The 22,385-nt window shown below is 42.1% G+C and carries 19 protein-coding genes and 1 tRNA gene; 7 read left to right on the top strand and 13 right to left on the bottom strand.

Annotated features, from left to right (window positions below; genetic code table 11):
* The 5 genes from leuS to PROVRUST_RS01055 all read right to left on the bottom strand — a co-directional run bounded on the left by leuS (position 1) and on the right by PROVRUST_RS01055 (position 6,225).
* Positions 1-2,583: a leucine--tRNA ligase gene (gene leuS / locus PROVRUST_RS01075; protein WP_006812818.1), complete on the bottom strand. Its 2,583-nt coding sequence runs from the start codon at positions 2,581-2,583 to the stop codon at positions 1-3.
* 488 nt (positions 2,584-3,071) lie between these two features.
* Positions 3,072-3,797: an amino acid ABC transporter ATP-binding protein gene (locus PROVRUST_RS01070; protein ID WP_006812817.1), complete on the bottom strand. Its 726-nt coding sequence runs from the start codon at positions 3,795-3,797 to the stop codon at positions 3,072-3,074.
* Positions 3,794-4,474 carry a glutamate/aspartate ABC transporter permease GltK gene (gene gltK, locus PROVRUST_RS01065; RefSeq protein WP_006812816.1) on the bottom strand — a complete coding sequence of 227 codons (681 nt, stop codon included), beginning with the start codon at positions 4,472-4,474 and terminating at the stop codon, positions 3,794-3,796. Before gltK ends, PROVRUST_RS01070 begins: the two co-directional genes overlap by 4 nt.
* Position 4,475: 1 nt before the next feature.
* Positions 4,476-5,216, bottom strand: coding sequence for an amino acid ABC transporter permease (locus PROVRUST_RS01060; protein WP_006812815.1), 741 nt, complete (start codon positions 5,214-5,216; stop codon positions 4,476-4,478).
* A 115-nt stretch (positions 5,217-5,331) separates the two neighbouring features.
* A complete protein-coding gene (locus PROVRUST_RS01055) occupies positions 5,332-6,225 on the bottom strand; it encodes a glutamate/aspartate ABC transporter substrate-binding protein (RefSeq protein WP_039854009.1) in 894 nt (297 codons plus the stop codon).
* 534 nt (positions 6,226-6,759) lie between these two features.
* Between PROVRUST_RS01055 and PROVRUST_RS20660 the strand changes: the two genes are divergently transcribed.
* The 4 genes from PROVRUST_RS20660 to PROVRUST_RS01040 are packed head-to-tail and all read left to right on the top strand — an operon-like array spanning position 6,760 to position 10,514.
* Positions 6,760-7,155, top strand: coding sequence for a hypothetical protein (locus PROVRUST_RS20660; protein WP_006812813.1), 396 nt, complete (start codon positions 6,760-6,762; stop codon positions 7,153-7,155).
* Positions 7,156-7,202: 47 nt separating this feature from the next.
* Positions 7,203-9,281 (top strand): protein-disulfide reductase DsbD family protein, encoded by a 2,079-nt coding sequence (locus tag PROVRUST_RS01050; protein ID WP_006812812.1) that lies wholly within the window; start codon positions 7,203-7,205, stop codon positions 9,279-9,281.
* Positions 9,278-10,006: a DsbA family protein gene (locus PROVRUST_RS01045; protein ID WP_006812811.1), complete on the top strand. Its 729-nt coding sequence runs from the start codon at positions 9,278-9,280 to the stop codon at positions 10,004-10,006. The genes PROVRUST_RS01050 and PROVRUST_RS01045 overlap by 4 nt, the downstream gene beginning before the upstream one ends.
* Before the next feature lie 7 nt (positions 10,007-10,013).
* The gene (locus PROVRUST_RS01040; protein ID WP_006812810.1) at positions 10,014-10,514 is read left to right on the top strand and encodes a protein disulfide oxidoreductase; all 501 of its coding nucleotides are present in this window, start codon (positions 10,014-10,016) and stop codon (positions 10,512-10,514) included.
* A 62-nt stretch (positions 10,515-10,576) separates the two neighbouring features.
* Here the strand turns inward: PROVRUST_RS01040 and PROVRUST_RS01035 are convergent, their stop codons facing one another.
* Positions 10,577-11,290, bottom strand: a complete 714-nt coding sequence (locus PROVRUST_RS01035; protein WP_006812809.1) for an NUDIX hydrolase — start codon at positions 11,288-11,290, stop codon at positions 10,577-10,579.
* Positions 11,291-11,441: 151 nt separating this feature from the next.
* Between PROVRUST_RS01035 and PROVRUST_RS01030 the strand changes: the two genes are divergently transcribed.
* Both PROVRUST_RS01030 and PROVRUST_RS01025 read left to right on the top strand, forming a co-directional pair.
* Positions 11,442-12,464 (top strand): SPFH domain-containing protein, encoded by a 1,023-nt coding sequence (locus tag PROVRUST_RS01030; protein WP_006812808.1) that lies wholly within the window; start codon positions 11,442-11,444, stop codon positions 12,462-12,464.
* A complete protein-coding gene (locus PROVRUST_RS01025; protein ID WP_006812807.1) occupies positions 12,461-13,384 on the top strand; it encodes a diacylglycerol kinase catalytic domain-containing protein in 924 nt (307 codons plus the stop codon). Before PROVRUST_RS01030 ends, PROVRUST_RS01025 begins: the two co-directional genes overlap by 4 nt.
* 62 nt (positions 13,385-13,446) lie before the next feature.
* On the opposite strand, the gene lnt is transcribed toward PROVRUST_RS01025, so the two are convergent.
* The 5 genes from lnt to miaB form a co-directional block, all read right to left on the bottom strand.
* Entirely contained in the window at positions 13,447-14,985 is a 1,539-nt protein-coding gene (gene lnt, locus PROVRUST_RS01020; RefSeq protein WP_006812806.1) for an apolipoprotein N-acyltransferase, read from the bottom strand.
* Positions 14,985-15,869 carry a CNNM family magnesium/cobalt transport protein CorC gene (gene corC / locus PROVRUST_RS01015; protein ID WP_006812805.1) on the bottom strand — a complete coding sequence of 295 codons (885 nt, stop codon included), beginning with the start codon at positions 15,867-15,869 and terminating at the stop codon, positions 14,985-14,987. Before corC ends, lnt begins: the two co-directional genes overlap by 1 nt.
* A gap of 154 nt (positions 15,870-16,023) precedes the next feature.
* Positions 16,024-16,491, bottom strand: coding sequence for an rRNA maturation RNase YbeY (gene ybeY / locus PROVRUST_RS01010; protein ID WP_006812804.1), 468 nt, complete (start codon positions 16,489-16,491; stop codon positions 16,024-16,026).
* Complete coding sequence (locus PROVRUST_RS01005; protein ID WP_154600588.1) at positions 16,492-17,490, bottom strand: PhoH family protein; 999 nt, start codon at positions 17,488-17,490, stop codon at positions 16,492-16,494. It abuts the gene before it with no gap.
* Positions 17,491-17,576: 86 nt separating this feature from the next.
* On the bottom strand, positions 17,577-19,007 hold the full coding sequence (gene miaB / locus PROVRUST_RS01000) for a tRNA (N6-isopentenyl adenosine(37)-C2)-methylthiotransferase MiaB (protein WP_006812802.1): 1,431 nt from the start codon (positions 19,005-19,007) through the stop codon (positions 17,577-17,579).
* A gap of 337 nt (positions 19,008-19,344) precedes the next feature.
* Between miaB and ubiF the strand changes: the two genes are divergently transcribed.
* Complete coding sequence (gene ubiF / locus PROVRUST_RS00995; RefSeq protein ID WP_039854353.1) at positions 19,345-20,532, top strand: 3-demethoxyubiquinol 3-hydroxylase; 1,188 nt, start codon at positions 19,345-19,347, stop codon at positions 20,530-20,532.
* Positions 20,533-20,602: 70 nt separating this feature from the next.
* Here ubiF and PROVRUST_RS00990 read toward each other — a convergent pair whose 3' ends face one another.
* Positions 20,603-21,949 (bottom strand): dicarboxylate/amino acid:cation symporter, encoded by a 1,347-nt coding sequence (locus tag PROVRUST_RS00990; protein WP_006812800.1) that lies wholly within the window; start codon positions 21,947-21,949, stop codon positions 20,603-20,605.
* 355 nt (positions 21,950-22,304) lie between these two features.
* Positions 22,305-22,379, bottom strand: a tRNA-Gln gene (locus tag PROVRUST_RS00985).
* Between the last annotated feature and the right edge of the window lie 6 nt (positions 22,380-22,385).

Genomic DNA, 22,385 nt, shown 5'->3' with positions numbered 1-22,385 from the left:
TCAGCCAACAACTAAGTTCAGTAATTTACCTGGAACGTAAATAACCTTGCGGATACTCACGTCTTCAAGGTATTTGGAGACACTAGGTTCTTGAGATGCCATTTCCAATACGAATTCTTGGTTAGCATCAGCAGGAACGGTAATACGTCCACGAACTTTACCGTTAACTTGAACAACGACCAGTTTGGTATCGTCGATCATAGCTTGCTCATCAGCAACTGGCCAGTCAGCAAAATCGATATCGTCTTTATGACCTAGTGCTTGCCACATTTCGAAACATGCATGCGGAATAATTGGCGATAACATACGCACAATCGCATCCAATGACTCTTGAACTAAAGCACGATCCTGCTCTGTTTCTTGTGGAGCGCGAACTAATTTGTTCATGAACTCCATGATTGCCGCAATTGCAGTATTAAATGCGTAGCGGCGACCAATATCGTCAGTCACTTTAGCGATAGTTTTATGCAGGTCACGACGTAAATCTTTTTGTTCAGTAGTTAATGCGCTGATGTCTAATGGTTGAGTTGCACCTTTTTGTGAATGCTCGTGAACTAAACGCCATACACGACGTACGAAACGGTTAGCGCCTTCAACACTAGACTCTTGCCATTCCAGAGTTAATTCTGGTGGCGCAGCGAACATCATAAACAGACGGACGGTATCGGCACCGTATTTTTCCACCATCAACTGAGGATCAATTCCGTTGTTCTTAGATTTAGACATCTTGCTCATACCAGTATAAACCAGTTCATGACCTTCGCTGTCTACGGCTTTAATAATACGATTCTTATCATCACGTTCAACAATCGCATCCGCTGGAGATACCCACACACGATGACCATCACTGCCGGTATAATAGAATGCATCCGCTAGCACCATACCTTGGCACAATAAACGTTTAGCTGGCTCATCTGAGGTAACTAACCCAGCATCACGCATTAATTTGTGGAAGAAACGGAAGTACATTAAGTGCATGATGGCATGTTCAATACCACCAATGTATTGATCAACTGGCAGCCAGTAATTTGCGGCTTCCGGATCTAACATGCCATCATCATATTGCGGGCAAGTATAGCGCGCGTAGTACCATGATGATTCCATGAAAGTATCGAAAGTATCAGTTTCACGCAGCGCTGGCTGACCATTGATAGTGGTTTTTGCCCACTCTGGATCTGCTTTTATTGGGCTGGTGATGCCGTTCATGGTGACATCTTCCGGTAAAATAACCGGTAATTGGTCTTCTGGAATTGGAACTACAGTACCGTCTTCTAAGGTCGCCATTGGAATTGGTGCACCCCAGTAACGTTGACGGGAAACACCCCAGTCACGTAAACGATAGTTGACTTTACGTTGACCTGCGCCGATAGAAACCAGCTTGTCAGCGATCGCATTGAAACCGTCATCATTGCTTAAGCCTGTGAATTCGCCCGAATTGATCAGCGCGTTTTTCTCAGTCATTGCTTCTTGCGATAAATCTGGAGTATTGCCTTCAGCATCGCCAATAACAGCTTTAATTGGCAGGTTATATTTATGTGCAAATTCCCAGTCACGTTGGTCATGAGCCGGAACAGCCATAACAGCACCTGTACCGTATTCCATCAAGACAAAGTTAGCGACCCAAATTGGTAGCTTCTCTTGTGTCAATGGATGGATAACATACAGACCTGTTGCAACACCTTTTTTCTCCATGGTTGCCATATCAGCTTCCGCTGTTTTGGTATTACGGCACTCATCGATAAAATCGGCTAATTCAGGATTATTTTTTGCTGCTTGTTGCGCTAAAGGATGACCCGCAGCAACCGCAACGTAAGTTGCGCCCATAAAGGTGTCAGGACGGGTAGTGTAGACGGTTAATTTATCGTCACGCTCAGCAACATCAAATGTAATTTCCACACCCTCAGAGCGCCCAATCCAGTTACGTTGCATGGTTTTAACTTGCTCTGGCCAATCTTCCAGTTTATCCAAGTCATTCAGCAGCTCTTCTGCATAATCAGTGATTTTAATAAACCATTGAGGGATTTCTTTGCGTTCTACTGGGGTATCACAGCGCCAGCAGCAGCCATCAATGACTTGTTCGTTCGCGAGAACCGTCAAGTCATGTGGGCACCAGTTAACCGCTGAGGTTTTTTTATAAACTAAACCTTTTTCATACAATTTAGTGAAGAACCACTGCTCCCAACGGTAATATTCAGGGGTACAGGTAGTGACTTCACGGTTCCAGTCGTAACCAAAGCCCAGCATTTTCAGCTGACCTTTCATGTAATCAATATTGGCATACGTCCAAGGTGCAGGTGCAGTATTGTTTTTTACCGCAGCGCCTTCAGCAGGCAAACCAAATGCATCCCAACCAATTGGTTGAAGAACGTTTTTACCCAACATACGTTGATAACGGGAGATTACGTCACCAATGGTGTAGTTACGTACGTGGCCCATGTGTAGTCGTCCAGAAGGGTAAGGTAGCATGGACAGGCAGTAGTATTTCTCTTTGCTGTTGTCTTCAGTCACTTTGAAAGTTTGTTTTTCATCCCAGTGACGCTGTACTTTAGATTCTATATCTTCTGGACGATATTGTTCTTGCATGGCACCGATAATCCTATGGTGAATAGTGGCTACATTCAATGAGTAGCAGGTTAATGTCTTTTTCTATAAAGCGGAACCGCATAGCATAGCGGATCACACCCAGTAACAACAATGCTCAAAGCCGTTGTGTCTGTAAAAAACGATGAATCGTTGATTAGATGAATTTACAGGGACTTGGTCTTGCTGTTCGTCTTGTTTGTCATATTTTGTGCTACAAAATTGATGGCATTATAAATATATCGCCAAGGAGCCGCACAAAATAGTTAGCGTTCGCCTATCATAATTCAATTTACTACCTAAAACTTGAACTATTTAAGAGGGAAATTGCATTATTCAATATTTTATTTGAACTTAGAACACGTTAGAGAATTTTTTGAGAGATTTCAAGTGCAGATAAGGTTATCCATCATGAAAAAGGCGCGGGGATGAGTATCAATAAGAAAATGTTGCAAAAAGCCCAATTGGGCTTTCTGCAACATAGTTGATAATTAATGCAGGATTTTTGCTAAGAAATCTTTAGCGCGATCAGATTTAGGATTGGCAAAGAAGTCTTCTTTCTTAGTGTCTTCAATAATTTTTCCTTCATCCATAAAAATAACGCGGTTGGCTACTTTTTTAGCAAATCCCATTTCATGGGTCACTACCATCATAGTCATTCCTTCGTTTGCCAGTTCGACCATGACATCCAGAACTTCGTTGATCATTTCTGGGTCAAGGGCTGAAGTGGGTTCATCGAATAACATCGCGATGGGATCCATACACAGTGCGCGAGCAATCGCCACACGCTGTTGCTGCCCACCCGATAATTGCGCTGGGAACTTATTTGCATGATTAGATAACCCGACACGTTCCAGTAATTTTACGGCTTTTTCCTCGGCAGCTTTTTTGCCACGGTTTAAGACTTTAACTTGGGCTAACGTTAAATTTTCTAGAATCGAAAGATGAGGAAAGAGTTCAAAATGCTGGAATACCATGCCGACTTTTGAGCGCAGTTTGGCAAGGTCAGTTTTTTTATTATTGACTTGGATATCGTTAACAAAAATTTCACCCTGTTGAATCGGCTCCAACCCATTGACTGTTTTTATTAATGTGGATTTACCAGAACCAGAAGGCCCGCACACAACCACAACTTCGCCTTTTTTGACTTCAGTTGTGCAATCGGTGAGCACCTGAAATTGGCCATACCATTTAGAGACATTTTTCAGGGTAATCATGAGACAGTCCTTTTCTTAAGATAATTCACTAACATTGAAGCGCCGAAACTGAAAATAAAGTAGATGAGTCCGGCAAAGAGTATCATTTCAACTTGCGTACCGTCACGTTCACCAATGTTGGTGGCTGTTCTGAAGAAGTCAGTTAACCCCAGAACATACACTAAAGAGGTATCTTGGAATAGCACAATGCCTTGGGTGAGTAATAACGGAACCATGGCTTTAAAGGCTTGCGGTAAGACAATCAGGCGCATGGTTTGCATCTGTGTCATCCCTAATGCAAGAGAGGCATTTGCCTGACCTCTAGAGATACTTTGGATCCCTGCACGGATTATTTCCGAATAGTAAGCCGCTTCAAAAAGGCAAAAGGCTACCACTGCGGATATCAAACGAATATCATTTTTGGGTGATAAACCTAGAATATTTTGTAATAAGTTAGGCACAACTAAGTAGAACCAAAATAACACCATCACCAGCGGAACGGAGCGAAACATATTTACATAGAATGCAGCAAACCAACGCAGCAGTTTAATATTCGACAAACGCATCATTGCGAGAGCCGTTCCCCAGACAATTCCCACAACAATTGCTGCCGCAGTAATTTTGGCGGTGATAATAAATCCGTCTACCAAGAATGGGATACTTGGTGCGATAGAACTCCAATCAAATTGATAAGCCATCTTATCGCCCTCCTAATGTGCCAGGTAAGCGAACTTTACGTTCAAGCAAGCTCATCAGTAACATGATGATTAAGTTAATACCGACATAAGCTAAAGTAATCGCCGTGAATGATTCCCATGCATGAGCAGAATAATCCAACAATTTGCCAGCTTGTGCCGCCATGTCGACGAGCCCAATGGTGGATGCAATGGCAGAGTTTTTGACTAAATTCAGCATTTCCGATGTCATTGGCGGTAGGATCACGCGGTAAGCATTCGGTAGCAGAACGTAGCGATACGTTTGCGGTAGCGTTAGTCCCATAGCTAATGCGGCACTTTTCTGGCCTCTAGGTAAGGATTGAATAGCTGCACGAACCTGTTCGGTCATCCGCGCGGCAGTAAACAAACCAAGGCATAACATAGAAGAGATAAAAAACTGGTAGTTAGGATCTAGCTCCATCTTGAACCAGTCACCAATTGATTGAGGAAGTAGTTCAGGGATCACTAAGTACCACGTGAAGAACTGCACAATCAGTGGAACATTACGAAATAGTTCAACGTAAGCCGTACCTATAAACGCTAAAAAGCGATTAGGAACGGTGCGTAAAATACCGAAAAATGAGCCAACGAGAAAAGCGATGATCCATGCGCAGATAGAAAGCGTGACGGTAACTTCTAAGCCAGATATTAACCAACCTAAATAGGTGGTATTCCCAAATGGGGCATTCTCAAGGAATATCCCCCAATTCCAATTAATCGACATAATATGACTTCCTGTGGGCAATTTGATTGTCCCGAATACTGAGGATCAGAGAAAGCAAGGCGGGAACGACCGCCTTGCGATTCTGACTTCAGTAATACCCTGTTTGTCTTTTTTATTAGTTTAATGCTTTATCATTTGGTGATTTGTATAGCGCTTTCATTTCATCAGATAACGTAAAGTTCAAGTTTAGGTTCTTTGGTGGGATAGGTTGGTTGAACCAACGATTGAAGGATTTCTCTGCTGTACCCGATTTTTGTGCCGTAGAGATAGTTTCATCAATCAATGCTTTGAACTGAGGGTCATCTTTACGCAACATGCAGCCATATGCTTCTTGGGTTTGTGGTTTACCCACGATTTCCCAGATAGCTGGTTGTTTAGCTTTAGCGCGCTCACCTGCGAGTAATGCGTCATCCATCATAAAGGCAACTGCACGACCGGATTCCAGAGTACGGAAAGAATCACCGTGGTCTTTTGCACTGATAATGCGCATTTTCATATTTTTCTGATCATTTAACTGATTCAGGATAATTTCAGAGGTAGTCCCCGAAGTCACCACAACATTTTTCCCAGCTAAATCAGCAAAGTCTTTAATGCCAGCATCTTTCTTAGCCAGTAAGCGAGTCCCTACAACGAAAATAGTATTAGAGAAAGCCGCTTGTTTTTGTCTTTCTAAATTATTAGTTGTAGAGCCACATTCAAAATCGAATGTTCCGTTTTGCAGTAGTGGAATACGGTTTTGTGATGTAATAGGAATTAATTTTACCTGTAGGTCAGGCATATTGAGTTTCTTTTTCACTGCATCAACGATTTGGTTGGAATAATCCTGCGAGTAACCGACAACTTTCTGACTATTATCATAATAAGAAAAAGGCACAGAGGATTCACGATGACCAACAACGATCACGCCATTATCTTTGATTTTTTTCAGAGTACCGTTTAATTCTTCTGCTTGAACTGCACAGGTCGCACCCAAAAGCATCATTGTTAAAACAAGCTTGCTCATACGCATAATTACAGCTCCTTTAGAACATCGGTGTAAATCCGCCATATTTCGGGTGATTGCGCATGCCTTTCACGTGACACATTACTCGAATTATTTTGGTTTTGTGGTGTTGTGTTTGCAGATGTATCGTGAGGTTTGGATAAACACCAGATCATCAGCTGTATGTTTTATTATTGTTAAAAAGTAATTAAAAATTATGAGTTTTGAAAACGAAATGTTTTAAATTCGGGAGCTATCTCGCATATTATTTAGGCAGTTGTGAGCCGTAGCACTAATATGGTGAAAAATTGCCTAAATTTGATAATCGCGCACTGAAAGAGTGCAAAACAGTTCCGTATTTCATTCTTCAAAAATAGAGTTGCAAGTTTTATGCCGCTTTTTATAGATAAAGGGAAAATTGCAGTGATTTTTCCGAATTTACGTATTTGTAAAGTTAAATGTAGCCTCTTGAATAGAATATTTTGCTGTGTAGTATGTAACCTCTATTTAACTTATTATTAGCTAATTATTGCGATTTCAGGACGATAAGCAGATACGCACATGAGCAGACCTTTAAAATTGGGTAATGGATTAGTGCTACTCGCCTGTCTGATGGTTTTACTTTGTATGAATCAAAGAGCCGTCGGAGAGCGTCTGTTCGCAACATTTTTAGTGCCTCACTCACTGAACACAGCTAGCTTCAATGCACCGGATGTCCTGATTGATTCAAATCAGATGGACTCTAAAGAAGTGAAACTTTCAACGTGTGAGTTAAGTTCAAAATCGTTGATCACCATAGTTCCCTCAGTGATTGAACCTTTCTTTTTTGTATTTCTTTCTTTAGCTGCATTCGCTATCTTTTGCACTAGACTATTTATATATAGAGCAAACCGTGAAGAGATACATGCCCCACCAAGTGTTAGGCGTCACCTACAATTCTGCAATCTTCGGGATTAGAAAGCCGCGGCGTATTGTTCGTTGCTGTCATTTATTCTGGAGGATTCATGCGTTTCTTTATTAACTGGTTATTTGTTCTATTCGCTCTATTTTCAAGCAGCTTACAGGCTGCGGATACTGGCTGGCTGCAACCCGCAAACACGGGATGGATGCCAAACAATACCCCTAATCATGTTCAAGTTCGTTTGCTCAGTTCTGCACAAGAAGAGGGCAAAATCGATATTTTACTCGACGTAAAACTCGAGGAAGGATGGAAGACTTACTGGCGTTCACCAGGGGAAGGGGGCGTTGCGCCTGAAATTACTTGGACCTCTCCGGTAAAAACTACGGATTGGTTGTGGCCTACTCCGGGGCGTTTTGATGTTGCAGGGGTATCAACTCAAGGCTATATGGGGGATGTTATTTTCCCTATTACGGTAACCAGCAGTGAAAAACTGGATAAGTTATCGGGAACCTTGACCTTATCGACGTGCAGTAATATCTGCATTTTAACGGATTATCCTTTTGAACTGGATTTAACTGAGCCTGCACCTGCTGATTTTAATTGGGCATTTAACCAAGCAAAAGGTAGTGTGCCAGCAACCAATGGCTTGATTGAGCAATCGAAAACCAGCTTCTCTGGAAAACAGTTGATTGTTGAGCTGCAAAAAGTTGCGGGTAATGAGTGGATAGCGCCCAATATTTTCACCGATATTGTCGATGGGGCCACATTAGGTGTACCCACCATTAAATCGTCGGGTGATAAGTTAACTGCAACTATTGATGTTAGCGATGATTGGGGAGGGGAGTCTCCTAATTTAGTTGGGAAAACTGTCTCCTTTGTGGTCACTGATGGAGAGTTATCTCAACAAGTTAGTGCAGATGTAGTGCCATTTACAGGGTCACAGTTTATTAGTGAATCTAATCAACCTATTGATTTATGGCAAATCCTACTCTTTGCTCTCCTTGGTGGATTGATTCTCAATTTGATGCCGTGCGTCTTGCCGGTTCTGGCGATGAAATTAGGCTCTGTCCTATTGGTTCCTCAAGGGGAACAAAATACCATTCGCCGTCAGTTCCTACTTTCGTCATCCGGTATTTTGGTCTCTTTTTGGTTGCTCGCATTGTTAATTACATTATTGCGAGTTGGTCAACAAGCGGTAGGCTGGGGTATTCAGTTCCAAAGTCCTTGGTTTATTGGATTTATGGTTATTGTCACCGCCTTATTTACTGCCAATTTATTCGGTTTGTTCGAAATTAGTTTAGGAAGTAAAACCAATACCCGTCTAGCAACCGCTGGTGGGCATGGGAACAGTGGTCATTTTTGGCAAGGGGTTTTTGCAACATTGTTAGCAACTCCATGCTCCGCACCATTTTTGGGAACAGCGGTCGCCTTTGCATTGGCGGCACCGATGGAACAACTCTGGCTCATTTTCACCGCGTTAGGTATTGGAATGAGTTTGCCATGGCTACTCATAGCCGCTTTCCCTGTGATTGCTAAATTACTTCCGAAACCGGGAACATGGATGCTGAAACTGAGAGCCATTCTTGGGCTGATGATGTTGGTATCCTGTTTATGGTTGATTAGTCTATTAATTCCCCACTTTGGTGCAACTTACACCATCATTATTGCTGGGGTATTTTTATTATTGCTGGTGCTGTTTATCCTGAAAAATAAAGGAATTCGCGCAGCGATTTTCCCTTTTATCTTATTTTCATTGCTGGGGGCTGCTTTTACTTGGGTAGCGATAGACCAGCAACAGGGAAATCAGACATTAGCTCGTGATCGTGTTCAATGGCAGCCACTCTCTGAAGAGGGGATCGCTCAGGCGTTAGCTGAAAATAAACGCGTATTTATTGATGTGACCGCCGACTGGTGTGTAACGTGTAAAGCTAACAAATATAATGTACTGCTCAGAGATGATGTCCAGCAATTACTTAGCGAACCGGATGTGGTTGCGTTTAGAGGGGATTGGACTAAACCGTCTCCTGAAATATCAGCTTTTTTACAAAAGCGTGGGCAAGTCGCAGTGCCGTTTAACCAAATTTATGGCCCTAATCTGACAGAGGGGAAAATACTGTCAACAATACTTGATCGTGAAGTTTTAATATCAATTATGAATGAGGCCAAAGGAGCCAAAAAATGAAAAAGACCATTCTAGCTGTTTTATTCTCTTCGCTAATGCTTGGAGCAACTGCGAACGCGGCTCCATTAACTGCAGACCAAGAAGCGCAAGTGCGTAAGTTAGTTCGCGATACATTGGTTGAAAACCCTGAAATTCTCGAAGAAGCGATTGTTGCTCTACAAGCCAAGCAAGGTGAGAAGCAGCAAGCTCAGATGAAACAGGTATTAAAAGATCAGCATAATGCTTTATTTAATGATCCAACAAGTCCACGTATTGGCTCGAAAGATGCCAAGCTTGTTTTAGTTAACTTTACTGATTTTAACTGTCCGTACTGCAAACGTTTCGACCCACTGTTAGAAGATATTGTGAAGAAAAATCCAGATGTTGCGGTTGTTATCAAATATCTTCCTTTTAAAGGAGAAACGTCCATGGAGTCATCTCAATTAGCGATGACTTTATGGAAGGAAAATCCAAAAGCGTTCCTTGCGTTGCACCAAAAATTAATGGCAAAACAAGGCATGCTGTCTGATTCAAATATCAAAGAAGCCTTGCAAGCAACGGGAAATGGCAAATTAAAAGCGAGTGATGAGAGCCGTGCGGCTATCCGCAAAAACTTAGAGCTGGCGAATATGCTACAAGTGAACGGAACGCCTGCAACATTGGTGGGCGATGAGATGATCCCTGGGGCTGTTGATGCACAGGAATTTGAGCGGATCGTTAAAGAACAACTCAGTAAGGTAAAATAATCATTCGATGGGGAGACTAAAAAAGTGGACCAAAGAACTTATTGTTTTAGCACTAATTTTATTGGTTGCTTTTACAATAATGGATTTTTGGCGTAAACCACAAAGCTTAGCTCCTGTATTATTGGAGCCACAGACTCTGGCAACAGGAGAAGTGGTTTCTATTGCCGAGCTGAGTGAAAAACAGCCAGTATTAATCTATTTTTGGGCGACATGGTGTGGTGTATGCAATACCACATCCCCCAATGTTTCAGATTTAGCTAAATCTGGTGTTCCTGTCGTGACAGTGGCAATTCGTTCAGGAGATCCTCAGCGATTGCTTACTGGCATGGCAAATAAAGATCTAACCTTTCCTGTTATCAACGATATCAATGGCCAGTTAGCGGGGCTTGTTGGCGTCAGTGCAACTCCCACCTTTATGATAATAGATAAAGGTGAAATGGTGAGTTTTACCGCCGGTTGGACAAGTTATCTCGGGCTGAAAAGCCGTCTATGGCTAGCATCATTTTAGAAATAAAAAATGCCCTTTATCCTTTATATTGAAAAGTTATGAGGGCATTTTTCTTCCACATATTAATTTTCCAAATTACGAACAAATCGATAATCTGCTGACTGGGATTTTAGTCGGTATAAATTAGCTGGGCGACCTCGTTCTTGGCGTTTTTCACCTGTATCAATCAATAAATCCGCTTGCTCTAAACGACGGCGAAATGATTTATTTTGTATTGGTTTACCAATCAAAACTTCGTGAACATGCTGGAGCTCTGCTAAGGTAAAAACTTCAGGTAGGGCAAATCCAGGGACAATCGAATACAATGATTTTTGTTGTAGACGTTCACGGGCTTGTAAATAAAGCTGATAGTGATCAAATGCTAATGGGATACTATCGATTTCATCGATGGTGACCCACTTGACCGAGCTAACGCTTTCGATATGTGCTGCACATGCCTGATGAGCGATAAGTGCGGTATAACAAACAGTGACTGACCATCCTCGTGGATCTCGTTGAGCATTACCTACTGTGCAAAGTTGCTCAATATAAGGCGGGATCACCCCTGTTTTTTCTTTTAATTTTCTATACACCGTTTCTTCAAGCGTTTTATCACTCACTTCATTTATAAACCCACCGGGTAACCCCCATTTTCCTTTTTCTGGATGATTTGCTCGCTCAACGAGCAATACTTTTAGCGTATTTTCATGATAAGTGAATAACACCGTATCAATGCTAAACAGTGGCGATAAAAAATCATGGCGATTATAAGTAGATAAAAATTCTTTTTCAGTCATGGGGTTATTGACCTATTTTCTTTCATTCTCAATGAACAAACTATACGCGAAAAGATCATTATTGTCATTATGACATTTAAGTGTTGACTTGTTTGTGTCATTAAGACAATAATTGCTTAAGGTCATAAGGACAATAACAAGAGAGGTCACTATGTTTAATTTTAAATATTTCAAATCAGATTCATCAACGTTTGTTATTCAGTCTGTAAATGGTGCTGTTCGTAAGCAGGGAAAAGGAATTAGTTTTTGGTATAACGCGGATAAGACATCAATTTCGGCGCTGCCATTAAATGCTCAAGAAGCGCCATTTATTTTTAATTTGCAAACAGCAGATTTTCAAAGTTTACGTATTCAAGGGCAAATTTCTTTTCAGGTGAAGTTTCCTGAAAAGACGGCAAATGTATTGAATTTCAACTTAGCTCATGATGGTAAAAGTTACTTATCTGAGGATCCGTTAAAGCTTACTGATAGGGTCGTCCGTACCGCTCAAACGTTGATTCAGGCTAAAGTACAAACAACGCCACTAAAAGAATCGCTGCTAATGGGGCAAACATTGGTGATGTTAGTGACTCAACAATTGGCAATGCAGTCGTCGATTGAGTCGTTGGGAATTGAAATTTTAGAGGTTTCTATTTCTGGGATTATGCCGTCACCAGAAACTCAAAAAGCCTTAGAAGCGCAGGCCAGAGAGGCTATTTTAAAAGAAGCCGATGATGCGATTTATGCACGGCGAAAATTCTCTGTAGAGCAAGAGAGAACAATAAAAGAGGCAGAATTAGAAACTGATTTATCCGTGCAAGCGAAAGAACAACAAATTGAAGAGGCTCGTCTTGATAATGAGCGAACCCTACTGCGTGAACGTGCTGAAATTGAGCAAGAGGAGCTGGTTTCACAAGTGAGTTTAGAAGCCAAGCGTAATGAATTAGTCGCTCTTAGTGCAGAAAATCAACGAACTCAATCAGATGCCGATGCTTATGCGATTGAATCTAAAATGAAAGCTTATAGCCAATTGCCGGTAGAAAATTTAAAAGCGATGGCGCTTGCGAAGATGAATCCCGAGCAATTGATGGCAATGGCCTTTGAATCCTTGGCTCAAAATGCAGGAAAAATTGGCGAAATTAACTTCTCACCAGATCTTTTTGGTCAACTGATGAAAAAGGGGGCTAAATCATGAGTCAATTCGACGATGCACGATTTGTATTAGTAACACGAAAAACACGGATGCAGGCGTTAATTGAGCGATTTAATACTTGGCCGCAAGCGAAGTTTTATCTTGAACACAATCATGTTGAAGTGAGCGATTACTTACTTGAGCATGATCTTTACCAGAAGCAATTAATTCAGGCTGAAGGGATATTAAAGAAAATGGGGCGCTTCCAATTACTCGAAAGACAATTATTGCCCAGTTATCAATTTTCATCGCGGGATATTATTGTGGTGATTGGGCAGGATGGCTTAGTAGCTAACACACTGAAATATTTAAATGGTCAGCCAGTCATTGCTATTAATCCAGATCCCTCTCGATGGGATGGCAAATTACTGCCGTTTGAAATCGGGCAATTATCGGAAGTAGTGACGAGAACATTAAATGGCAAGATAGTCTCTAAATCGGTGACTTTTGCTGAAGCGAAAACCAATGATGGGCAGACAATATTAGCTGTAAATGATTTATTTATCGGTCCCAAAAGTCATACTTCTGCCCGTTATTTGGTGAAATGGCAAGGACAGCAAGAATACCAATCTTCATCTGGGATTATTGTTTCTACAGGGTTGGGATCAACGGGGTGGTTCCAGTCTATTTTGGCGGGAGCTCAAGCTATAGCAGGCACTCACTCCCATCCACTGTCTCAAGGATTTGGTTGGGGAGAAAAGCGCCTACAGTTCAGTGTTCGAGAACCTTTTTTGAGTAAAACTACGGGAACTGAATTGGTGTTTGGCTCCATTGATTTGAGTAATCCATTGTTACTTGAATCATTGATGCCTGAAAATGGGATTATTTTTTCAGATGGTATAGAGGATGACTATTTAGACTTTAATGCAGGATGCATCGTTTCTATTGGGATTGCGAATGTACAGGGGCAACTAGTTGGTTAATATAAAAAATCCCCAATAGAATATTGAATCTATTGGGGATTACCAATTCGCATTATACGATATTACTGATGTTTTTGACGTCGACTGAAGATAAAGCCCATCACACCAAATACCACAACAGTTCCCCACATTGGCCAATTACTCCAGCGAGCATAAGGTGTTAAGCCCGTAGTTGGAGTGACTTGTGTTGCAAGAACCGCAGTTTGAAACTGAGGAAGCATATCTTGGATTGTGCCATCTGCATTAATTACCGCAGTGACGCCGTTATTGGTTGAACGCAATAATGGACGACCTAATTCAAGAGAACGCATTCTTGCCATTTGGAAATGCTGCCAAGGACCAATAGACTCTCCAAACCATGCATCATTGGAGATTGTCAGCAAGTAGTCACTATCTGGCTTGAAGTTATCTCGAACTTGCGTGCCCAAAATAATTTCATAGCAAATTGTTGCTGTCAGATGGATATTACCTAAAGCGAGTTGGGCTTGTTGGTAATCACCACGACTAAAACCAGACATTGGCAGATTAAAGAATGGCGCCAGTGGTCTGAGTAAGTCTTCTAGAGGGACAAATTCACCAAATGGAACTAAATGATGTTTGTTATAACGATTCTTGGATGGGTATAAATACGGTTTTTTCTCATCACCCAGCACAATAATCGAGTTATAAAACTCAAGGTGACCATCTCCTGGTTTTGCATCAACAATCCCGGTGATTAACCGTGTCTTGGTCTCAGCAAGTAATGTATCCAGCGCTTTTAACCATGCTTGGTTTTCTAATTCCACCGACGGGACGGCAGACTCTGGCCAGATAATCATATCGGCTTTGCCAATATAGGGGCTGGACAGTTTTACATACAAGTCTTTGGTGTGCTGTAAGAATCCGGCTTCCCACTTCATTGCTTGGGGAATATTGCCCTGTACTAAAGCCACCTCCATTTTTTTATCATCTAATGGGGTAAACCATTGGAGATTTTTTGCCAGCAGTGGGGCAAATAATAAAATGGCGGCGCAGGCGACAGCCATTAAGCTGCGACGGACTAAGGCGAAAACAAGTAAGCCGCTGATACAAAATAGCAGCAAAGTGATCATTTCCACACCGAATATGGGGGCTAATGATTTCATCGGACCATCAATTTGGCTATAGCCGAATTGTAGCCATGGGAAGCCAGTGAGTACCCATCCACGTAGAAACTCAGTGAATTGCCATAATGCAGGTGCAACAAAGGCTAGGCGCCAGAGTGTCGCATTGGGTGTGAGCTTAGCGAGTAATGCACCAAATAGTCCCGGATACAGCGAGAGATAGGCCGCGAGCAAGATAACAATAAAGACGTTAACCGCATCTGGCATTCCACCGAAATCAGCAATACTCACATAGACCCAATTAACCCCACTACCAAATAAACCGAATCCCCAAGCAAAGGCGATGGCAAAAGATTGCTTAGCCGTGCGATTAAGGGTGAGTAGTTGAAGAAATAAGATTGAGAGTAATGCGGCAGGCCAAAGATCAAAAGGCGAAAAAGCCAGCGTACCACTGGCCCCGAATAGTAAAGCCAGCAGTAATCGAGACCACTGGCTTTGAGTCATTGATGTAAAGTTCATTAACTCTGTTCTTTATCCAAAGTAGGAACCGGTGCATCGTCTGGAATTTTAACTTGTAGCAGTATAATTCGACGGCTATCGGCCATTGAAACTTTAAACTGGTAATTATCGATAGTGATGGTTTCGCCTCGAGAAGGCAAGTGCCCAAAGGCTTGCATCACTAAGCCACCCACAGTATCCACTTCTTCATCACTAAAATGGGTACCAAATGCGTCATTGAAGTCTTCAATTTGGGTTAATGCGCGGACAGAATAAGAGTGAAGACTCAATTGACGAATATCGACATCATCTTGGTCATCATATTCATCTTCAATTTCACCCACAATCAACTCTAAGATATCTTCAATGGTCACAAGACCAGACACTCCACCAAACTCATCGATGACGATGGCCATATGGTAGCGCTGGGAACGGAATTCTTTGAGTAAGCGGTCTACTCGTTTACTTTCAGGAACAACAACGGCTTGGCGTAACACTTTATCAATACTAAATGGTTCTGCGTCAGTACGCATAAATGGCAGCAAGTCTTTTGCCATTAATAACCCTTCAATATGGTCTTTATCTTCGCTGATAACAGGGAAGCGAGAGTGGGCTGAGTCAATAATGACATCAAGGCACTCATCAAGAGTTTGGTTACGTTTTAAGGTAACAATTTGAGAGCGAGGGATCATGATGTCGCGCACCCGCTGATCTGCGATATCCATAACGCCTTCCAGCATTTCACGGGTATCGGGGTCAATCAAATCGTTCTGTTCAGAGTCACGAATTAATTCGACCAAATCATCACGGTTTTTTGGCTCACCATGGAAAAGTTGATTTAAGAGGGAAAAAAAACCTTTCTTAGGTCCAGGGTTATCACTACTCGAAGAGTTATCGTCGCTCATGGCGTTTAATTTATTATTCCTCAGTTAATTAAAAAATATCGCTAACCCATATTACTAGGGTAGTTAATTGTTAGCTTAAAACATTTTATTTAGCTATACAATTTATGAGTTAGCGTTGGAAAACTACACTTTCTGTTAAAAAATTATAGAGATCTCACTCTTTTTCCGCAAGATAGGGATCTGCATAGCCCATCTCAGCGAGGATCTCGGTTTCTAACCCTTCCATTTCTTCGGCTTCATCATCTTCAATATGATCATAACCCAGTAAATGTAGGCAACCATGTACCACCATATGCGCCCAATGTTCTTCTTCACTTTTTTGCTGTTCAGTGGCTTCTTTTTCAACCACTTGGCGGCAAATAATCAGGTCACCTAAGAGTGGTAATTCAATCTCTGGTGGCGCTTCAAAAGGGAAAGAGAGCACATTTGTTGGCTTGTCTTTACCGCGGTAAGTCAAATTTAAATCATGGCTTTCGGCTTCGTCAACAATACGAATAGTGACTTCACTTTCAGCTTGAAATTTAGGTAATACGGCATTGACCCAGTGCTGGAACATTGCTTCAGAAGGTAAACCTTCGATATTTTCACTAGCAATCTGTAAATCGAGAATGACGTCACTCATTTAGTGGTTTTCCTGCTTTTCAAGCTCGCGTTGTTGCTCTTTTTCTTCTTTTAACTGTTGGCGACGTTTGCTGTCTTGCTCTTCCCATGCTTCATAAGCCATGACGACTTTTGCAACGACAGGATGGCGAACCACGTCTTCACTGTGAAAGAAATTAAAGCTTAAATCATCCACATTGGAAAGCACTTCAATGGCATGTCTTAAGCCTGATTTACTGCCTCTTGGTAAATCCACTTGGGTAATATCCCCAGTGACAACCGCTTTTGAATTAAAGCCGATGCGCGTCAAAAACATTTTCATCTGTTCGATGGTGGTGTTTTGGCTCTCATCCAAAATAATAAAAGCATCATTAAGCGTACGACCACGCATATAAGCCAGTGGCGCCACTTCAATGACGTTACGTTCGATCAGTTTTTCAACTTTTTCGAAACCTAACATTTCAAATAGAGCGTCATATAACGGGCGTAAATAGGGGTCGACTTTTTGACTTAAATCACCCGGTAAGAATCCCAGTTTTTCGCCCGCCTCAACCGCAGGGCGGGTAAGGAGAATTCGACGCACTTCTTGACGTTCTAAAGCATCTACCGCCGCTGCAACCGCTAAGTAAGTTTTCCCTGTACCCGCAGGCCCAATCCCAAATGTAATATCATGATCTAAGATATTGGCGATATATTGCGCCTGATTTGGGGTACGAGGCTTGATCACGCCACGCTTGGTTTTGATATTCACTGCTTTACCATAATCAGGTACGCTTTCTGCGGATTGTTCAAGCACTCGGCTATCGACAATGGCAAGGTGAATATTTTCTGGGTCAATATCAGGGATTACGCCACGAATTGGCGCGGTATCCACATACAACTGACGCAAAATTTTACTGGCAGCTTGGATATTAAGCGCTTTACCCGAGAGTTTAAAACGGTTATCACGGCGATTAATTTCAACGCCGAGACGACGCTCTAACTGCTTAATATTGTCGTCAAATGGCCCGCAAAGGCTCATCAAACGTTGATTATCTGCGGGCTCTAAAAAAATTTCTTGTGTGGCAATTTGCACAGGTTTGTTATCGGTCACTGAGTATCCTATCTTTAGGGTTGGAAATTACCAACACCAAGTTCATCTTCTTTACGAGTACGGGCAATTACAGATTCTGGGGATTCGTGAACACGCAGATCCATTTGATCTTCCGTACGAATCACTTTGCCGCGTAAAGAGTTAGTATAAACATCGACGATTTCGACATCGACAAACTTACCGATCATATCTGGGGTGCCTTCAAAGTTCACCACTCGGTTATTTTCGGTTCGGCCTGAAAGCTCCATCACATTTTTACGTGAAGTACCTTCCACTAAAATACGTTGCACTGTACCCAGCATGGCACGGCTGAAGCTCATTGCTTGCTGATTAATGCGTTGTTGCAGCAGATACAGGCGCTGTTTTTTCTCATCTTCAGTCACGTCATCCGGTAAATCTGCCGCTGGCGTACCAGGGCGTGCTGAATAGACAAAGCTGTAGCTCATATCAAAATTCACGTCGGCAATGAGCTTCATGGTTTTTTCGAAGTCTTCTGTTGTTTCCCCCGGGAAACCGACAATAAAGTCAGAGCTAATTAAGATCCCCGGACGTGCTTCACGTAATTTACGGATAATGGCTTTGTACTCTAATGCCGTATGAGCACGTTTCATCATGGTCAGAATACGGTCTGAACCACTTTGAACCGGTAGGTGTAAGAAGCTCACTAATTCCGGAGTGTCGCGATAGACCTCGATAATGTCATCAGTAAATTCAATCGGGTGGCTGGTGGTGAAGCGTACGCGATCGATACCATCGATAGAGGCGACTAAGCGCAACAATTCTGCAAATGAACAGATTTCACCATCAAAGGTTGCACCACGATAGGCGTTAACATTTTGGCCAAGTAAGTTCACTTCACGCACACCTTGGGCAGCCAGTTGGGCGATTTCAAATAAAATATCGTCACAAGGGCGGCTAACTTCTTCTCCTCGGGTATAAGGAACGACACAGAATGTGCAATATTTATTGCAGCCTTCCATAATAGAAACGAATGCCGTTGGGCCTTCTGCACGAGGTTCAGGAAGATTGTCAAATTTCTCAATTTCAGGGAAGCTGATATCAATAATTGGGCTACGATTACCTTGAATTTGGTTAATCATTTCAGGTAAGCGATGCAATGTTTGTGGTCCAAAAACAATATCCACACAAGGAGCACGCTGGCGAATAAAATCACCTTCCTGAGATGCGACGCAACCGCCAACACCAATGATGATGTCAGGTTTTTTATCTTTGAAAAATTTCCAACGACCCAGCTGATGGAATACCTTCTCTTGGGCTTTTTCGCGGATAGAACACGTGTTTAATAACAACAGATCTGCTTCTTCAGCAATGTCAGTCAGTTGATAGCCGTGGGTGCTTTCTAATAAAGAGACCATTTTAGATGAATCGTATTCGTTCATCTGGCAGCCCCAAGTTTTCATATATAACTTTTTATTTGTCGACATGTCGTATATCCGGTGTTTTCGAAGAGCTTAATTATGGACTTCGAAACGCGTTGTAAATCCAAAGTCCTACCCTATATTGTTGGTGATTTAACCACATTTTGATTAAGAACAGCGTTCTCTGATGGATTAAATGCAAAAATCACTCAGTAATAACATGCTAAAATAATATCATCACCAAATGCTTAAGGGCAGGCTATTTGCCTATTGTTTTAAAGATTGATGAGTATTGTATTCATTTGAGGCATCAGTGACCAGAGCTCAAGCGCAGATATTGCCTGCGGGGGTGAGAAAATTTCGGTATACTAAACAAATCAAATAGTTAATAGCAGCCACTATGATGAATAAACTAACAGAATTTTATGATGTTGTCGTTGTCGGCGCAGGTATGACAGGTGCAGCTGCGGCATTAGGATTCGCCCAAGAAGGGATGAAAGTGGCTTTGCTCGAAAAAGCCCAGCCTGTAGAGTTTGACTCCAAAACAGCTCCCGATGTGCGAATTTCTGCAATCAGTAGTGCTTCAGTTGAATTACTGAAGCAATTAGGTGCATGGAAACATGTGGAAGCCATGCGCAGTGCACCTTATCGCGAATTAGAAACGTGGGAAGATCCGGGTAGCAATGTCATCTTTGATGCCAAAAGCTTAGGCTTGCCTGAGTTGGGTTTTATGGTAGAAAACCGTGTTTTGCAACTTGCATTATGGCGAGAGTGTGAACAATACAGCAATCTCGACTTAGTTTGCCCAGCCTCGTTAATTAATTTATCTCAGCCACAAGGCCAAAAATTGTGGATGGTTGAGCTGGATGATGGGCGCATTCTTAACACGAAATTAGTGGTTGGCGCTGATGGCGCAAATTCCCAAGTGCGTAAAATGGCGGGTATTGGTAGTCGTGGTTGGCAGTATCGCCAGTCGTGCATGCTGATTACCATCCAAACAAATGAGCCGCAACAAGATCGTACATGGCAAAAATTTTACCCCTCTGGACCTCGGGCATTTTTACCGCTGTATGATAATTGGGCTTCGTTAGTATGGTATGACAGCCCTGCCAAAATTCGTCGTCTTCAAAGTATGTCGATGGAGCAGCTCACGGGGGCAATTACTGAAGCATTTCCAGAGCGTCTCGGCGAGGTAAATGCCGTTGCCTCTGGGGCATTTCCATTAACGCGTCACCATGCTAGCCGTTATGTGATGGACGGGTTGGTACTGATTGGTGACGCTGCGCACACGATCAACCCATTAGCGGGGCAGGGTGTTAACCTTGGCTATCGTGATGTGGATGTTTTACTGAACGTGATCTACCAAGCTCGAGAATGCATTGAAGCTTGGGAATCTCTGGATGTACTCAAGCGTTATCAACGCCGTCGCTTACCTGATAACCTTGCAATGCAAGCTGGTATGGATGTGTTTTATATGGCATTCAGTGAAAATTTACCGGGTTTGAAAATGCTGCGAAACTTGGGCTTGATGACAGCCCAACGCGCCGGAGAAGCAAAAAAATTGGCACTGAAATATGCGCTGGGGCTGTAGAGTAAAGTATTAATTCGATTTAAATAAAACAAGCCGCAATAGCGGCTTGTTTTATTAGATGGTAGGCAAATTATTGTTTGTTCGCGACATCTATAGAAGCTGTTGGTTGAACAGCAACATCTTCTTCAGTGATGATTGAATCTAAAGACTCACTTTTAGTTGAGAATGCGTGAGCCAGCTTTTCTGTATCTAACTCTTTTTCCCAGCGAGCGACAACGATACAGGCACAAGCGTTACCGACTAAGTTAGTCAGAGCACGGCACTCAGACATAAAGCGGTCGATACCCAGAATTAGAGCCATACCTGCAACAGGCACACTTGGAACAACCATTAACGTTGCGGCTAAGGTAATGAAACCTGCACCAGTTACACCCGCGGCACCTTTAGAACTGATCATTGCGACTAACAGAAGAGAAACTTGCTCCCAAATAGTCAGGTCAATATTGGTCGCTTGAGCAATAAACAGTGCTGCCATGGTCATATAGATGTTAGTACCATCGAGGTTAAATGAATAACCCGTTGGAATAACTAAACCTACCACCGATTTTTCACAGCCGGCGTGTTCCATTTTTCTCATTAAGCTGGGTAGTGCCGCTTCAGAAGAAGAGGTTCCTAAAACCAACCATAATTCATCTTTGATATATTTGATTAAAGCAATGATGGAGAAGCCGTTGTATTTAGCTACGGCACCTAGAACAACCAGTACAAATAATAATGATGTGATGTAGAACGTCATAATCAGCATCATTAAGTTACCAATCGACGAAATACCATATTTACCAATGGTAAATGCCATTGCACCGAATGCGCCGATAGGTGCCAGTTTCATCAACATAGCAACCATTTTGAAGACTGGCTCAGAGAAGTTTTGCAGCAGTCTAACAATCGGTTCACCGTGCTTACCAGTTGATGCCAATGCCAAACCAAAAATAATAGAGATAAATAATACTTGCAGAATGTTTCCGTTTACCAGAGGGCTAATCACGGTATCTGGAATGATATTCATAAAGAAGCCAACGATGGACGACTCGTGAGCTTTCTCTACGTAGCCAGCAACTTTTGAATTATCTAAAGTTGCAGGGTCAATATTTAATCCAGCGCCTGGCTGAATGACGTTACCGACGATTAAGCCAATAATAAGCGCAACGGTTGAGAAGGTAATAAAGTACAGCATGGCTTTACCCGCCACGCTTCCTACCGTTCTCATGTTAGTCATTCCCGCAATTCCTGTAACAACGGTCAGGAAAATGACAGGTGCGATAATCATTTTAACGATTTTGATAAATGCATCACCCAGCGGTTTTAACGACTCTCCGATATCTGGGAAAAAATGTCCAAGGGCGATACCTAAAGTGATGGCGACGATAACCTGCACATATAAAATTTTATATAGTGGTTCTTTTATTATGTTTCGCATAAATTTTCTCTGTAAAAATGTTGTGTTAGAGCAATTATAATTATTGGTTTTTACAACTGAGTTTGGTTGTTGATTGGAAAGTCGGACTGATAATTTAAGACGGGATGGGGGCTCACGTATTACTAATCTAATCTAACTACAATTCGTCGCAAGGTTATCACTTTCTCAGGTTACAAGAAAATGATGAGTATCACAGATCCGATATAAAAGTTACACAAAAGTAAATGATGTGTATTAAATATTTCAGCAAGAGTTAAATTAAAATTTAAAGATGGGTTAAATCAAAAAACTAGGATTTAATAAATAATCGTAATCTGAGAATTTACTTAGGTAGGGATAAATATTGAAGAAGAGATGGCTGGGGTACCAGGATTCGAACCTGGGGATGCCAGGATCAAAACCTGGTGCCTTACCGCTTGGCGATACCCCAACAAAA

The sequence above is a fragment of the Providencia rustigianii DSM 4541 genome, from assembly GCF_000156395.1.
Lineage (GTDB): Bacteria > Pseudomonadota > Gammaproteobacteria > Enterobacterales > Enterobacteriaceae > Providencia > Providencia rustigianii.
The sequence above is the reverse complement of the archived record's forward strand: the minus strand, read 5'-3'. Positions and strand labels throughout refer to the sequence as shown.

Excerpts from the sequence above, each read along its gene's own strand:
- PROVRUST_RS01035 (WP_006812809.1), bottom strand. The coding sequence starts at position 11,290 with ATGACTGAAAAAGAATTTTTATCTACTTATAATCGCCATGATTTTTTA.
- ybeY (WP_006812804.1), bottom strand. The coding sequence starts at position 16,491 with ATGAGTGACGTCATTCTCGATTTACAGATTGCTAGTGAAAATATCGAA.
- PROVRUST_RS01025 (WP_006812807.1), top strand. The coding sequence starts at position 12,461 with ATGAGTCAATTCGACGATGCACGATTTGTATTAGTAACACGAAAAACA.
- PROVRUST_RS00990 (WP_006812800.1), bottom strand. The coding sequence starts at position 21,949 with ATGCGAAACATAATAAAAGAACCACTATATAAAATTTTATATGTGCAG.
- PROVRUST_RS01070 (WP_006812817.1), bottom strand. The coding sequence starts at position 3,797 with ATGATTACCCTGAAAAATGTCTCTAAATGGTATGGCCAATTTCAGGTG.
- PROVRUST_RS01005 (WP_154600588.1), bottom strand. The coding sequence starts at position 17,490 with ATGAGCCTTTGCGGGCCATTTGACGACAATATTAAGCAGTTAGAGCGT.
- miaB (WP_006812802.1), bottom strand. The coding sequence starts at position 19,007 with ATGTCGACAAATAAAAAGTTATATATGAAAACTTGGGGCTGCCAGATG.
- leuS (WP_006812818.1), bottom strand. The coding sequence starts at position 2,583 with ATGCAAGAACAATATCGTCCAGAAGATATAGAATCTAAAGTACAGCGT.
- corC (WP_006812805.1), bottom strand. The coding sequence starts at position 15,869 with ATGAGCGACGATAACTCTTCGAGTAGTGATAACCCTGGACCTAAGAAA.
- PROVRUST_RS01050 (WP_006812812.1), top strand. The coding sequence starts at position 7,203 with ATGCGTTTCTTTATTAACTGGTTATTTGTTCTATTCGCTCTATTTTCA.
- PROVRUST_RS01030 (WP_006812808.1), top strand. The coding sequence starts at position 11,442 with ATGTTTAATTTTAAATATTTCAAATCAGATTCATCAACGTTTGTTATT.
- gltK (WP_006812816.1), bottom strand. The coding sequence starts at position 4,474 with ATGGCTTATCAATTTGATTGGAGTTCTATCGCACCAAGTATCCCATTC.
- PROVRUST_RS01060 (WP_006812815.1), bottom strand. The coding sequence starts at position 5,216 with ATGTCGATTAATTGGAATTGGGGGATATTCCTTGAGAATGCCCCATTT.
- ubiF (WP_039854353.1), top strand. The coding sequence starts at position 19,345 with ATGAATAAACTAACAGAATTTTATGATGTTGTCGTTGTCGGCGCAGGT.
- PROVRUST_RS01045 (WP_006812811.1), top strand. The coding sequence starts at position 9,278 with ATGAAAAAGACCATTCTAGCTGTTTTATTCTCTTCGCTAATGCTTGGA.
- PROVRUST_RS01040 (WP_006812810.1), top strand. The coding sequence starts at position 10,014 with ATGGGGAGACTAAAAAAGTGGACCAAAGAACTTATTGTTTTAGCACTA.
- lnt (WP_006812806.1), bottom strand. The coding sequence starts at position 14,985 with ATGAACTTTACATCAATGACTCAAAGCCAGTGGTCTCGATTACTGCTG.
- PROVRUST_RS20660 (WP_006812813.1), top strand. The coding sequence starts at position 6,760 with ATGAGCAGACCTTTAAAATTGGGTAATGGATTAGTGCTACTCGCCTGT.
- PROVRUST_RS01055 (WP_039854009.1), bottom strand. The coding sequence starts at position 6,225 with ATGCGTATGAGCAAGCTTGTTTTAACAATGATGCTTTTGGGTGCGACC.